This window comes from Rhodococcus tibetensis (assembly GCF_024438035.1).
Classification (GTDB): domain Bacteria; phylum Actinomycetota; class Actinomycetes; order Mycobacteriales; family Mycobacteriaceae; genus Rhodococcus_F; species Rhodococcus_F tibetensis.
The window spans coordinates 142,289-155,954 of sequence record NZ_JANFQF010000004.1; the positions used below are offsets into that span (position 1 = coordinate 142,289).

The 13,666-nt window shown below is 66.0% G+C and carries 12 protein-coding genes; all 12 read left to right on the forward strand.

All coding sequences use genetic code 11. The annotated features are described in order from the left end of the window. Positions 1 to 95 precede the first annotated feature (95 nt). The 12 genes from mihF (at position 96) to proB (ending at position 13,659) form a co-directional block, all read left to right on the forward strand. Positions 96 to 407, forward strand: a complete 312-nt coding sequence (gene mihF, locus NOF53_RS06300) for an integration host factor, actinobacterial type (protein WP_255966451.1) — start codon at positions 96 to 98, stop codon at positions 405 to 407. Between the two features lie 158 nt (positions 408 to 565). Next, positions 566 to 1,018 carry an SRPBCC family protein gene (locus NOF53_RS06305; RefSeq protein WP_305086527.1) on the forward strand — a complete coding sequence of 151 codons (453 nt, stop codon included), beginning with the start codon at positions 566 to 568 and terminating at the stop codon, positions 1,016 to 1,018. A 102-nt stretch (positions 1,019 to 1,120) separates the two neighbouring features. Beyond that, positions 1,121 to 1,357: a hypothetical protein gene (locus tag NOF53_RS06310; protein WP_255966452.1), complete on the forward strand. Its 237-nt coding sequence runs from the start codon at positions 1,121 to 1,123 to the stop codon at positions 1,355 to 1,357. 90 nt (positions 1,358 to 1,447) lie between these two features. Next, positions 1,448 to 4,123: a valine--tRNA ligase gene (locus NOF53_RS06315; RefSeq protein ID WP_255966454.1), complete on the forward strand. Its 2,676-nt coding sequence runs from the start codon at positions 1,448 to 1,450 to the stop codon at positions 4,121 to 4,123. Further along, positions 4,120 to 5,547, forward strand: a complete 1,428-nt coding sequence (gene folC, locus NOF53_RS06320; RefSeq protein WP_255966456.1) for a bifunctional tetrahydrofolate synthase/dihydrofolate synthase — start codon at positions 4,120 to 4,122, stop codon at positions 5,545 to 5,547. The genes NOF53_RS06315 and folC overlap by 4 nt, the downstream gene beginning before the upstream one ends. After that, positions 5,544 to 5,948, forward strand: a complete 405-nt coding sequence (locus tag NOF53_RS06325; RefSeq protein WP_255966458.1) for a DUF4233 domain-containing protein — start codon at positions 5,544 to 5,546, stop codon at positions 5,946 to 5,948. The genes folC and NOF53_RS06325 overlap by 4 nt, the downstream gene beginning before the upstream one ends. Positions 5,949 to 5,966: 18 nt before the next feature. Next, a complete protein-coding gene (gene ndk, locus NOF53_RS06330) occupies positions 5,967 to 6,386 on the forward strand; it encodes a nucleoside-diphosphate kinase (RefSeq protein WP_255966460.1) in 420 nt (139 codons plus the stop codon). 426 nt (positions 6,387 to 6,812) lie between these two features. Next, a complete protein-coding gene (locus tag NOF53_RS06335) occupies positions 6,813 to 10,136 on the forward strand; it encodes a translation initiation factor IF-2 N-terminal domain-containing protein (RefSeq protein ID WP_255966462.1) in 3,324 nt (1,107 codons plus the stop codon). A 206-nt stretch (positions 10,137 to 10,342) separates the two neighbouring features. After that, positions 10,343 to 10,654: a 50S ribosomal protein L21 gene (gene rplU, locus NOF53_RS06340; RefSeq protein WP_005248081.1), complete on the forward strand. Its 312-nt coding sequence runs from the start codon at positions 10,343 to 10,345 to the stop codon at positions 10,652 to 10,654. A gap of 43 nt (positions 10,655 to 10,697) precedes the next feature. Further along, positions 10,698 to 10,961 carry a 50S ribosomal protein L27 gene (gene rpmA, locus NOF53_RS06345; protein ID WP_005248077.1) on the forward strand — a complete coding sequence of 88 codons (264 nt, stop codon included), beginning with the start codon at positions 10,698 to 10,700 and terminating at the stop codon, positions 10,959 to 10,961. Between the two features lie 140 nt (positions 10,962 to 11,101). Beyond that, positions 11,102 to 12,562: a GTPase ObgE gene (gene obgE, locus NOF53_RS06350; RefSeq protein ID WP_255966465.1), complete on the forward strand. Its 1,461-nt coding sequence runs from the start codon at positions 11,102 to 11,104 to the stop codon at positions 12,560 to 12,562. Then, positions 12,559 to 13,659, forward strand: a complete 1,101-nt coding sequence (gene proB, locus NOF53_RS06355; RefSeq protein ID WP_255966467.1) for a glutamate 5-kinase — start codon at positions 12,559 to 12,561, stop codon at positions 13,657 to 13,659. Before obgE ends, proB begins: the two co-directional genes overlap by 4 nt. Positions 13,660 to 13,666: the final 7 nt, after the last annotated feature.

The following is a 13,666-nucleotide window of genomic DNA, read 5'->3' on the forward strand; positions in this document are numbered from 1 at the left end:
TTCGGACACAATGCGCGACACGTCGGCTGGATGACGTGAAGTAGCGGTTCTCTCGCTACGGTGTTCGATAAGCACCCCGAAATGAAGGAGACATCGTGGCACTTCCCCAGCTCACTGACGAACAGCGGGCCGCAGCTCTCGAGAAGGCCGCAGCCGCTCGACGTGCGCGTGCAGAACTCAAAGGCAAGCTCAAGTCGGGTGACGTCACGCTCAAGCAGGTCCTGTCCAAGGCCGATGTGGATGACATCATCGGCAAGACCAAGGTCAGCGCCATCCTCGAAGCCCTGCCCAAGATCGGCAAGGTCAAGGCTCAGGAGATCATGGCGAACCTCGAGATCGCCCCGACCCGCCGCCTCCGTGGCCTCGGTGACCGCCAGCGCGACGCCCTGCTGGCCCACTTCGGCTGACACCGTCGTCGGAGACCGCACCGCGCCCGTCATGGGTGCGGTGCGGTTTTCGTCGTAGGGGCGATCCACAGCAAGTCGCCAGTGCAACCACGGGGTTGCGCACAGCGGGCCGATGTGCAACCGTGAGGTAGCACATACGCGTCGAGGTGAGGATCATCATGACCAGTTCCGATGTGTCGACTGATCGGATCGAACGCGAGATCCTGATCATGGCCCCCATCGAGCGGGTGTACCAGCTGGTGAGCGAGCCCGGCTGGTTCATCGGCGACGGCGATCCGAGTAAACGCACCATCACTCGTGAGGGCGACGTCTTCGTCGTCAGCTACCCGCCGTACGGACGATTTCCGGTTCTGCCCGTCCGTGCCGACGCTCCGCACTACGTCTCGTTTCGCGGGGGAGATGATCCCGAGACGCCCCTCGACGACGGTAACTCCACGCTGGTCGAGTTCTTTCTGTCCGAACACGAAGATGGCACGATGCTGCGGGTCGTCGAGAGTGGATTCGCCGCGATGTATGCGACTGCGGAACGACGGGCGGCTGCGCTCGAGGACAATTCCCGGGGTTGGGAAATGCAGCTCGCGATCGCAAAGCGCGACGCCGAGCGGCCGTAACGACGAATTGGTGCGCGTGTTGTCGCGTCAACTGCGCGGTCGACCCCGAGTTGCATGCATACTCGACACAGAGGCCGGACCGAATCTCGGGAACCCGGAGATGTGTACACGGCCCTGATCCGCGTCTATCAGCGGAACTGCCGCGGCCCCGCTGCGGCAGACGAACCGGAGGAAACCTTGACCCACCAACATGTGCAGCTCTTCTCCGAGCAGCACCCGCTCGTCGAAACCACGCCACCCGGGCGTGAAGACCACGACGGCGACGAGCCGGCGCAGTCCGTGGACGCCCACCATCCCACGGCAACCGAGATTCACCTCACATTGTTCAGCGACCGGTAGGGAGCAGTCGTCGGCAGCCGGCAGCGCTGTCGGTCACTCTCGGTAGCCCGCACGTTCGAGGGCTGCCTCCGCGTTCACTAGACTCGACTGGTGACCAGTGCAGCTCCCGAAAATTCCCAGAACCGCGCCGATGCCCTCCCGAAGAGCTGGGATCCCAGCTCCGTCGAGGCCGACCTGTATCAGGGCTGGGTAGACGCCGGTTACTTCCGCGCGGATCCTTCCAGCAGCAAGCCGGGCTACTCCATCGTCCTGCCACCGCCCAACGTGACCGGCAGTCTGCACATGGGTCATGCGCTCGACCACACGTTGATGGACGCTCTCAGTCGCCGCAAGCGCATGCAGGGCTACGAGGTGCTGTGGCTGCCCGGCATGGACCACGCCGGAATTGCCACCCAGAGTGTGGTGGAGAAGCAACTCGCCGCCGACGGCAAGACCAAGGAAGACTTCGGCCGCGAACTCTTCGTCGACAAGGTGTGGGACTGGAAGCGGGAGTCCGGCGGGACCATCGGTGGCCAGATGCGTCGCATCGGTGACGGCGTCGACTGGAGTCGCGACCGTTTCACCATGGACGAGGGCCTGTCCCGGGCCGTCCAGACCATGTTCAAGCGGATGTACGACGACGGGCTCATCTACCGGGCCGAGCGCCTCGTCAACTGGTCGCCCGTGCTGCAGACCGCCATCTCCGACATCGAGGTGAAATTCGAGGACGTCGAGGGTGAGCTGGTGTCGCTTCGTTACGGCTCCTTGAACGACGACGAACCGCACGTCGTGGTCGCCACCACCCGTGTCGAGACGATGCTCGGTGATACCGCCGTAGCCGTCCATCCCGAGGACGAGCGGTACAAGCACCTGATCGGGACGACGCTCGAGCACCCCTTCACCGGTCGCGACATCCCGATCATCGCCGACGAGTACGTCGACCCCGAATTCGGTACCGGTGCAGTGAAGATCACCCCAGCGCACGACCCCAACGACTTCGAGATGGGTCTTCGGCACAATTTGCCGATGCCGACCATCATGGACAAGACCGGCAAGATCGCCGACACCGGAACGCAATTCGACGGACTCGATCGCTTCGAGGCGCGGGTGAAGGTGCGTGAAGCGCTGGCCGAGCAGGGTCGCGTGGTCGCCGAGAAGCGCCCCTATCTCCACAGTGTCGGCCATTCGGAGCGCAGTGGCGAGTCCATCGAGCCCCGGCTGTCGCTGCAGTGGTGGGTGAAGGTGGAGTCCCTCGCGAAGGCGGCCGGAGACGCGGTCCGCAACGGAGACACCGTAATCCACCCGACGAGCCAGGAACCGCGCTGGTTCGCCTGGGTCGACGACATGCACGACTGGTGCATTTCACGCCAGTTGTGGTGGGGTCACCGGATCCCTATCTGGTACGGACCCGACGGTCAGGTGGAGTGCTTCGGACCGGACGAGAGCGCCCCCGAGGGCTGGGAACAGGACCCCGACGTTCTCGACACCTGGTTCTCCTCCGGTCTGTGGCCGTTCTCCACCATGGGCTGGCCCGAGAAGACCCCCGAGCTCGAAAAGTTCTATCCCACGAGCGTTCTCGTCACCGGGTACGACATCCTCTTCTTCTGGGTGGCGCGGATGATGATGTTCGGCACCTACGTGTCCGAAGACGAGGTCCTGGCTGCCGGAAAGTCGGGTCCGCAGGTTCCGTTCGAGGATGTCTTCCTGCACGGCCTCGTCCGTGACCAATTCGGGAAGAAGATGTCGAAGTCGCGGGGCAACGGCATCGATCCCCTCGACTGGGTCGACCGCTTCGGCGCCGACGCGCTCCGCTTCACGCTCGCCCGCGGTGCCAATCCCGGCAGTGACCTGTCGGTCGGTGAGGATCACGCGCAATCGTCACGAAACTTCGCCACCAAGTTGTTCAACGCGACCAAGTTCGCTCTGATGAACGGTGCTGCGCCCGCGCCGCTTCCCGATCGCGGGGAGCTGACCGATGCCGACCGGTGGATTCTCGACCGTCTCGAGCAGGTCCGCGGTGATGTCGATGCAGCCTTCGACCGTTACGAGTTCAGCAAGGCATGCGAGGCGCTGTTCCACTTCGCGTGGGACGAGGTCTGCGACTGGTACCTCGAGCTGGCCAAGGTGCAGTTCGCCGAGAACGACACCGTTGCCGCGAGCACCCGAACCGTTTTGGGCAGCGTGTTGGACGCCGTGCTCCGGCTGCTGCATCCGGTCATCCCGTTCGTCACAGAAACGCTGTGGAAGGCGCTCACGGACGGCGAATCCATCGTCGTCGCACAGTGGCCACAGAGCGCCGGTGTGGCGGCGGATCCTGTTGCCGCCCAACGCGTCGAGGACATGCAGCGCCTCGTCACCGAGGTGCGCCGCTTCCGCAGCGATCAGGGGCTCAAGCCCTCGCAGCGAGTGCCTGCGCGCGTGTCCGGCATCGCGGAGGCCGATCTGAGCACCCAGATCGCCGCCGTCACGTCGCTGGCGCGTCTGACGGCGCCGGAAGAGGGCTTCGAGGTGTCGGCGTCCGTGGAAGTGCGCCTGAGCAAGGCCACTGTCACCGTCGACCTCGACACCTCAGGCAACGTCGATCTCGGCGCGGAGAAGGCCCGGCTCGAGAAGGATCTCGCTGCGGCGGAGAAGGAGCTCACGGGCACCGCCGCGAAGCTGTCCAATGAAGCGTTCCTGGCGAAGGCGCCCGACGCGGTCGTAGAGAAGATCCGTACCCGCAGGCAGATCGCCACCGAGGAGATCGAACGCATCACGAAGCGACTGAAGGAGCTGGAAGGCGCGTGACCTCGCCCGACTCCGTGCCGGAGGAAGTCAGCCCGGTCGATCTCGCCGAGTTGGCGTTGGTCGAGGCGGAACTCGACAAACGCTGGCCCGAGACCAAGATCGAACCCTCCCTCACCCGCATCGCGGCGTTGATGGACGTGCTCGGTTCACCGCAACGGGGATACCCTGCGATTCACGTCACCGGGACCAACGGCAAGACGTCGGTGACGCGAATGATCGACGCCCTCCTGACCGCGCTGCACCGGCGGACAGGGCGCACCACCAGCCCGCACCTGCAGCTGGCCACCGAACGGATCAGCATCGACGGGCGACCGGTGTCACCGCGGCGGTACGTCGACACGTACCGGGAGATCGAACCGTACGTCCAGATGATCGACCAACAGTCGGAAGCTGCGGGTGGCCCGCCGATGAGCAAGTTCGAAGTGCTCACCGCGATGGCCTATTCGGCATTCGCCGAAGCACCGGTCGATGTGGCCGTGGTGGAGGTGGGTCTCGGCGGGCGCTGGGACGCAACGAACGTGATCGACGGTGAGGTCGCCGTGATCACGCCCATCAGCCTCGACCACGCCGAGTATCTCGGCGACGATCTCGCCGGCATCGCAGCGGAAAAGGCCGGCATCATCAAGAAGGGCCGCGAGGATGCGCTTCTGCCGCGCGATGCGGTCGCCATCATCGCCGAGCAGACGCCCGAGGTCATGGACGTGCTGCTGCGCCGAGCCGTGGAGGTCGACGCTGCAGTCGCGCGTGAAGGGGCCGAATTCACTGTCCTGGCGCGGCAGATCGCCGTCGGCGGCCAGCAGCTCGAACTGCAGGGCCTCGGTGGTGTGTACACGGACATCTTCCTGCCGCTTCACGGAGAACATCAGGCGCGCAACGCGTCTCTCGCATTGGCCGCAGTCGAGGCGTTCTTCGGCGCCGGCCCCGACCGCCAACTCGACCAGGAGGCGATTCGGGCTGCATTCGCCTCGGTAGTCAACCCCGGGCGCCTCGAGCGTGTCCGCAGCGCCCCCACCGTTTTCCTCGATGCCGCCCACAACCCGGACGGGGCACGGGCGCTGGCCGCAGCTCTGACCGCGGAGTTCGACTTCCGCAAACTCGTCGGGGTCGTCAGCGTCATGGGCGACAAGGACGTCGAGGGCATCCTCGCAGCGCTCGAGCCGGTATTCGACGAACTGGTGGTCACCCACAACGGCTCGCCTCGGGCCATGGACATCGAAGACCTCGCCAATCGGGCAGTCGCAAAATTCGGCGACGAACGCGTCGTCGTGGCCCCGACCCTCGCGGACGCGCTGGAGACAGCCATCGGCCTCGCCGAGGAAGTTGCCGAACCGGGTGAGGCAGTATCGGGTGCGGGCGTCGTGGTCACCGGATCTGTGGTGACAGCCGGTTCGGCCCGCACCCTCTTCGGAAAGGACCCAGCGTGAACGAGCCAGATTCGACTGCACCGGACTTCGGTCCGCCGGCCAAGGATCCGTGGAAAGGTTTCCGCGGGGTGGTCGCCGGATCGCTGATCCTCGAAGCGATCGTTGTTCTCCTCGCCCTGCCCGTCGTCGCCACGGTCGGTGGAGGAATCACGTGGGTGTCGGGGACCTACCTGGTGGGTCTGGCCGTGCTGATGATCGTCGGAGCCGGTCTGCAGGGACGGTCCTGGGCGATGACGTACAACCTCGCACTGCAGGTCGCGCTTCTTTTCGGCTTCTTCGTGCACGTCTCGATCGGTGCGGTCGGTGTGGTCTTCGCCATCCTGTGGGGATACCTTCTCTACTTCCGGAAGAACGTGCGCGAAAGAATGGAGCAGGGCCTGCTTCCCGGACAACGGGACTGACCATTTAGGCTGTCCGCCGTGACTGAGCGCACCCTGGTACTGATCAAGCCCGATGCTGTTGCCCGCGGATATGTAGGAGAAATCCTCGGTCGGATAGAGCGGAAGGGTCTGACGATCTCCGCACTCGAGCTGCGCACCGCACCCACCGACGTCGCGGCAACTCACTACGCCGAACACGAAGGACGTCCCTTCTACCCGAGCCTGCTCGAGTTCATTACCTCGGGACCGCTCGTCGCGGCGGTAATCGAGGGACCGCGGGCAATCGCCGCGTTCCGTCAGCTGGCCGGCGGCACCGACCCCGTCGAAAAGGCGGTGCCGGGGACGATCCGCGGCGACTTCGGTCTCGAGGCTCAGCAGAATCTGGTGCACGGTTCCGACTCGGTCGAGTCGGCCGAGCGGGAGATCGCCCTCTGGTTCCCGCACCTCGCCTCGCGTTGATTCAGCTCTGCTCGCCGCGGCGCGACGGTCCGTCCAGAACGTGTTGCAGACGGATCGATGCGCCGCTGGCACAGAGTGCGGCACACGTGTGGGATACTGAGGGCGGTTGAACCGCAATTGTGCTTCACGCGGCTTCGACCGGATGACACCTCGGCTCGATGCCCTTCATCGCTGCCCCTGCGTCAACAGGAAGTACCTGGGCGCGTCGGCATGCTGGATGATCAGGCGCTCGCGTCGCGGACACACGCCATCCGCAAGGCACTACATGGATGTGCAGTGAAAACGGACACTGCATGCGCCGTGTGGAGCGAGACCAGACAATCTCGCGCTCACAGAAGTGGCGTGAGTACACATACTGCGCCCTCGCGTGGCCGCGTGACATTCCCAGACAGGGGAGTGGACGCGCCCGGGGGCTGAGGAGACTACGTGGCCGATCAAGCGCCGCCCACAAATTCAGAACCGAACGCCGACAGCGCAGGACGTACGGTTCCTGCTCTTCCGGAGAAGATTCGCGTCCACGCTCTTGCCAAGATCCTGGGCGTCACCAGCAAACAGGTTCTCGCCGAGGCTGCGGCCCTCGGAACCGAACTGCGCAGTGCGCAGTCCAGTCTTCAACGTGAGGTAGCCGAGCGCGTTTACACAGGGCTCGCGCCCGCCGAGCCCGTCGACGTCCCTGAGCCGGCTGGCGAGACCGAGGCAGCAGTCGTCCCCGAGCCGGCTGCTCCCGAACCCGAGCCGACCGCTGCCGAACCCGAGCCGGCCGCGGCACTCGAAGACGCACCTCGCGCTGCTCCCGAGGCGAGCGCGCCCGACCAGGTGAGAGCGGAAAAGGAACTCGGCCGCGACCTGTTCACCACCTCTGCGTACGAGGTCGAAGCCCCCGCAGCCGAGCCCGCCCCGAAGACCACTCCCGCCGCCGCGCAGGTTCCGTTGTTCCTGCAACCCGACCCCACTGCAGTCGAGACGCCCCGTCGCCGACGCAGCCGACGTGACGCCGGGACACCGGACTCCGCTAGCGAGCAGGCACCCGCTGCCGAGAAGCAGGACGAGCCCGCCCCCTCCGCAAAATCGGCCGACACCGGAACGACAGACACCGACACCGACGCTGACGATGCCGATGGCGATGGCGACCAGCCGCGGCGCCGTCGCCGGGGGCGCCGTGGCCGTGGCCGTGGCCGTGGAGAGCAGCAGAACGAGCAGGGCAACGAGTCCGATTCGGACACCGAGTCTCCGGACGCCGTGGACACCGACGAGCAGACGGGGGAGGAGAAGGCGGCCGACAAGCCCGCCCGCGAACCCGCCGACGCAGCGAAGAAGGAGCCGGCGGAGACCACTGAGTCGGACGACACGGATTCGGATCAGGCCGATGAGGAGGAATCCTCCGACGGCGACTCGGACGGTTCGAGCCGGCGTCGGCGTCGGCGTCGTCGGCGTAAGTCCGGCACCGATGCGTCCGGCGAGAACGTCTCCGAGGACGACCCGCCCAACACCGTCGTCCACGAGCGCGAACCCCGCAACAAGAGTCGGGTCAAGGACGAGGTCCAGGGCATCACCGGGTCGACGCGACTCGAGGCGAAGCGTCAGCGTCGCCGCGACGGTCGCGATGCCGGTCGCCGTCGCCCGCCGATTCTCACCGAATCGGAATTCCTGGCGCGCCGCGAGGCAGTGGATCGCGTCATGGTCGTTCGTGATCGGATCGCCACCGGGCAGCCGCACGCCACCACTCAGGTCGCGGTTCTCGAGGACGGTGTCCTCGTCGAGCACTTCGTGACCACGTCCGCGTCAGCTTCCATGGTCGGAAACGTGTACCTCGGGCGCGTCCAAAATGTTCTGCCCAGCATGGAGGCGGCGTTCATCGACATCGGTCGCGGCCGTAACGGCGTCCTGTACGCGGGTGAGGTCAACTGGGAGGCCGCCGGCCTCGGCGGAAACTCTCGCAAGATCGAGCAGGCGCTCAAGCCGGGCGATCAGGTCCTCGTGCAGGTCAGCAAGGATCCGGTCGGGCACAAGGGTGCGCGGCTGACCACGCAGATCAGCCTCGCCGGCCGATTCCTCGTGTACGTGCCGGGCGGCACCTCCACCGGTATCAGCCGCAAGCTGCCCGACACGGAACGCAAGCGTCTCAAGGACATCCTTCGTGACATCGTTCCTGCGGACGCCGGTGTGATCATCCGCACCGCTTCCGAAGGTGTGAGCGAGGAAGAGCTGGCGCGTGACGTCACCCGTCTGCAGGAGCAGTGGGCTGGGATCGAAGAGCAGGCCGCCAAGGCGGACGCCGGCAAGTCCGGAAATCCGCAGGCCCTGTACGAAGAACCGGACCTACTGGTCAAGGTCATTCGCGACCTGTTCAACGAGGACTTCTCCAAACTCGTCATCGAGGGCGAGAAGGCGTGGTCGACGGTGGAGTCGTACATCAAGTCCGTGGCTCCCGACCTACTGCCGAGGCTCGAGCAGCACACCGGGCACAACGGGGTCGACGTCTTCGAGGCACACCGCATCGACGAACAGCTGGCCAAGGCACTGGACCGCAAGGTGTGGTTGCCGTCCGGCGGCACTCTCGTGATCGATCGCACCGAGGCCATGACCGTGGTCGATGTCAACACCGGCAAGTTCACCGGTGCCGGAGGCAACCTCGAGGAAACCGTCACCCGGAACAACCTCGAAGCCGCCGAGGAGATCGTTCGGCAGATGCGCCTGCGCGACATAGGCGGAATGATCGTCGTCGACTTCATCGACATGGTGCTCGAATCGAACCGCGACCTGGTGTTGCGGCGTCTCACCGAGGCCCTGGGCCGCGACCGCACCCGCCACCAGGTGTCGGAGGTCACGTCCCTCGGCCTGGTGCAGATGACTCGGAAGAAGCTGGGAACCGGCCTGGTCGAGGCGTTCTCCACCAACTGTGAGCACTGCCACGGCCGGGGAATCATCGTCCACTCCGAGCCGATCGACGTGAAGACCTCCGAGGACAACGGGTCACGTGGGTCCACTCGCGGCGACTCCGGCGGCTCCCGTAAGAAGCGGGGCCGCGAGAAGTCCTCGGGTGGGGATGTGTCGCCGGCGCCCGCGCAGGAGGACGTCGTCCCTGCCGTGGATGCCACCGTGAAGCGGGCGCATCCGGTCGCTCTCGCGATGGCGCACCACCATCACGAGGACGAGGCAGCGCACGATGCACCTCATGACGAGACCGGGCACGACGCACCTCGTGACGAGGCGGTGCAACCGGTGGATGTTCCGGCGGCGGAGGCGGCCGAGGGGGCGCCGGCGGTGGACCTGGCCGGAAGCGAAGAGGCCGTCGCCGAGGCGCCCGCGGCGGTGGCCGGCGAAGCGGTGACGGCACCGGAGCCCGTGGTGGAGCCTGCCGTGACTTCCGAATCTGCTGTCGTACCCGAACCTGTCGCACCCGAACCTGTTGCACCCGAACCTGTCGCACCGGAACCTGCGGCTTCGGAACCCGCGGCTCCGCAGCGGCGCCGTAGCCGCCGAGTGTCGCGCGCGGCGGCAGCCCCGGTGTCCGAAACCCCGGCAGCGGGAACCGTCTTCGTGATTCCTGCGTCGTCAGAGTCAGCGTCGTCGGAGCCAGGGTCGCCGCAGGAGCCCGAGGCCACTCCGGAACCGGCGATGTCGTCGTCGGCGCCGAGTGGGCCGGCGGTGTCCTCGCCCGACGGCACGGGTGCACAGCCCGCACCACGCAGGCAGCGTCGTCGCGCGGCGGCGCGTCCCGCTGGTCCGCCGGTGGACGCCGACCACTGACTCAGGGCAGCAGGAAGGCAGTCCGCCCAGTTTGTATCGGACGGTTGCCTTCCTGTAACCTTGACCAGTCGCTACTCGGCGATACGGGTCAGCTGTGCCTTCACCTGTGAGGGCTGCGCGATCTCGACCGAGCTAGCCGTAGCAACCAGACCAGTCGCGCACTTCGTGGCGCGAGCAAGTTCGAAGAAGCAAGGGGTAGCCCTCCGATGGCAACGTACGCGATCGTCAAGACCGGCGGAAAGCAGTACAAGGTCGCTGTTGGTGACCTCGTCAAGGTCGAGAAGATCGAGGGTGAGCCCGGCACTGCTGTCTCGCTTGCTCCCGTTCTCGTCGTCGACGGATCCGATCTGACGACCGACGCCGACAAACTGGCCAAGATCTCGGTCACCGGTGAGGTCGTCGAGCACACCAAGGGCCCGAAGATCCGCATTCACAAGTTCAAGAACAAGACCGGCTACCACAAGCGCCAGGGCCACAGGCAGAAGCTGACGGTCCTCAAGGTCACCGGTATCAAGTAACTAGAGCTTCAGAGCTGATTTCACCCGAGGAGGGTCAAGAAACATGGCACATAAGAAGGGTGCATCCAGCTCCCGTAACGGGCGCGATTCGAATGCACAGCGACTCGGCGTGAAGCGCTTCGGCGGACAGTCCGTCAGCGCCGGCGAGATCCTGGTGCGTCAGCGCGGAACCCACTTCCACCCCGGCGTCAATGTCGGACGTGGCGGCGACGACACGCTCTTCGCTCTCTCTGCCGGTGCCGTCGAGTTCGGCACGAAGCGTGGACGCAAGACCGTGAACATCGTTCCGGCGGCGGCAGAGGCCTAGTCCTGCCGCGAGTATGTGCCGTCCTGAACGAGGACGTACCAAGCTCCCAATAGGGGCGGACCAGGGTCGAGATACCCGGTCCGCCCCTATTGTTTTTTCCAGAGAGTTCAATCGATTGACTGAGGAAGGATCCGGCAGTCATGTCCCGATTCATTGACCGCGTCGTGCTGCACGTCAGCGCCGGAAAAGGCGGCAATGGCTGCGCCTCCGTACACCGGGAGAAGTTCAAGCCACTCGGCGGACCGGACGGCGGTAACGGCGGGCGTGGCGGTGACGTGGTGCTCGAGGTGGACGGCAATGTCCACACCCTCCTCGACTTCCACTTCCATCCCCATGCGAAGGCAACCAACGGCAAGCAGGGGATGGGCAGCAACCGGGACGGAGCCCAGGGTGAAGACCTCGTTCTCAAGGTCCCCGACGGCACCGTCGTCCTCGACGAGAACGGCAAGGTCCTCGCAGACCTCATCGGTGTCGGCACCCGGTTCGAGGCCGCACAGGGCGGGCGTGGTGGGCTCGGAAACGCCGCGCTGTCGTCGAAGGCGCGCAAGGCGCCGGGCTTCGCCCTCCTCGGTGAGGACGGCGTCGAACGCGAGCTCGTTCTCGAACTCAAGTCCGTCGCCGACGTCGGTCTCGTAGGGTTTCCCTCGGCAGGCAAGTCCTCTCTGGTGTCGGTGCTCTCGGCCGCCAAGCCGAAGATCGCCGACTACCCCTTCACGACGCTCGTCCCCAACCTCGGTGTCGTATCCAGTGGTGACACTACGTTCACCGTCGCCGACGTACCCGGATTGATCCCCGGAGCGAGCGAAGGGCGTGGCCTGGGGCTGGACTTCCTGCGCCACCTCGAGCGGTGCGCCGTGCTGGCGCACGTGGTCGACTGCGCGACCCTCGATCCCGGTCGCGACCCGATCTCCGACATCGACGCGCTCGAAGCCGAGCTCGCGGCGTACAAGCCTGCGTTGTCGAGCGATGTCAGCCTCGGTGATCTCGCGGATCGTCCCCGCATCGTGGTGCTCAACAAGGCGGACATTCCGGAAGCCGCCGACCTGGCCGAGATGGTCACCCCGGACCTCGAGGAGCGCGGCTGGCCGGTGTTCACGATCTCAGCAGTGAGCCGCGAAGGGCTGCGACCTTTGATTTTCGCGTTGGCGAAACTCGTCGAGGAGTACCGCACGGCGCACCCGCCGGAAGTTCCCAAGCGTCCGGTGATCCGTCCGATTGCGAACAAGGACAACAGCTTCAGCGTGATCGCCGACCCCGAGGTGCCCGGCGGCTTCATCGTCCGCGGCACGCGGCCCGAGCGCTGGGTCCGGCAGACCCAGTTCGACAACGACGAGGCCGTGGGCTACCTCGCCGACCGTCTCGCGCGGCTCGGTGTGGAAGATGCCCTCGTCAAGCAGGGAGCCGAACCCGGCGCGTCCGTAACGATCGGCGACGTGAGCTTCGACTGGGAACCTCAGACGCCTGCAGGTATCGACCTCACTCGTACTGGGCGCGGAACCGATCCGCGTCTCGATCAGGTGGAACGTATCGGCGCGTCGGAGCGTAAGCACGCGCACAGGATCCGTCGCGGTCTCGAAGGCCTCGACCCCGAAGAGCAGTGAGCGCCACCCGGCGCACTATTGCGTCGGCCGACAGCATTGTCGTGAAGATCGGATCGTCGGCGCTGACCAGTCTGGTCGGCGGACTCGACGTGGGTCGCCTCGACGCCCTGGCCGACGCGATCGAGGCACGGATGCGTGCCGGCTCCGACGTGGTCGTCGTGTCGTCCGGTGCAGTCGGCGCCGGTCTGGCACCACTTGGGCTGACGCGGCGGCCCCGTGATCTGGCGACCAAACAGGCCGCCGCGAGTGTCGGGCAGCTGGCACTGGCCCATGCCTGGGGAACTTCCTTCGCCCGATACGGCCGCACCGTCGGGCAGGTACTGCTCACGGCCGACGATATTGCGCGCCGTGCACAGCATCGCAATGCGCAGCGGACCCTCGATCGACTGCGGGCGCTGCGCGCAGTGGCAATCGTCAACGAGAACGACACCGTCGCCACCGCGGAACTCCGGTTCGGTGACAACGACCGCCTCGCGGCGCTCGTGGCGCACCTGGTCGGTGCCGACGCGCTGGTCCTGCTGTCGGACGTCAACGGTCTGTACGACGGTGATCCACGCAAAGGAAACGCCACCCTGATCCCGGAAGTGAACAGCCCCGAGGACCTCGACGGTGTGGTCGCGGGCTCGGGTGGTGCACTGGGGACGGGGGGCATGGCGTCCAAACTGTCCGCGGCCCGCCTCGCCTCGGATGCCGGTGTGCCGGTGTTGCTCGCGGCAGCGTCGGAGGCGAGTGCGGCGTTGCAGGACGCCAGTGTGGGAACGGCTTTCGCGGCTCGGCCGGCACGGCTGTCCGCACGTAAGTTCTGGGTACGGCACGCAGCAGACGAACAGGGAATTCTCCACATCGACGAGGGTGCGGTTTGTGCCGTCGTCACCAAGCGGCGTTCGCTGCTGCCCGCGGGGATCACCGCCGTCTCGGGCCGGTTCTACGGCGGCGACGTGGTCTCTCTCCTCGGCCCCGGGGAGCGTCCCGTGGCAAGGGGAGTGGTGGCGTACGACTCCACCGAGATCAACGACATCCTGGGTAAGTCGACAACCGAATTACCGCCCGAGATGCAGCGACCCGTCGTGCACGCCGACGACCTCGTACCGCTCTGACGGGTAG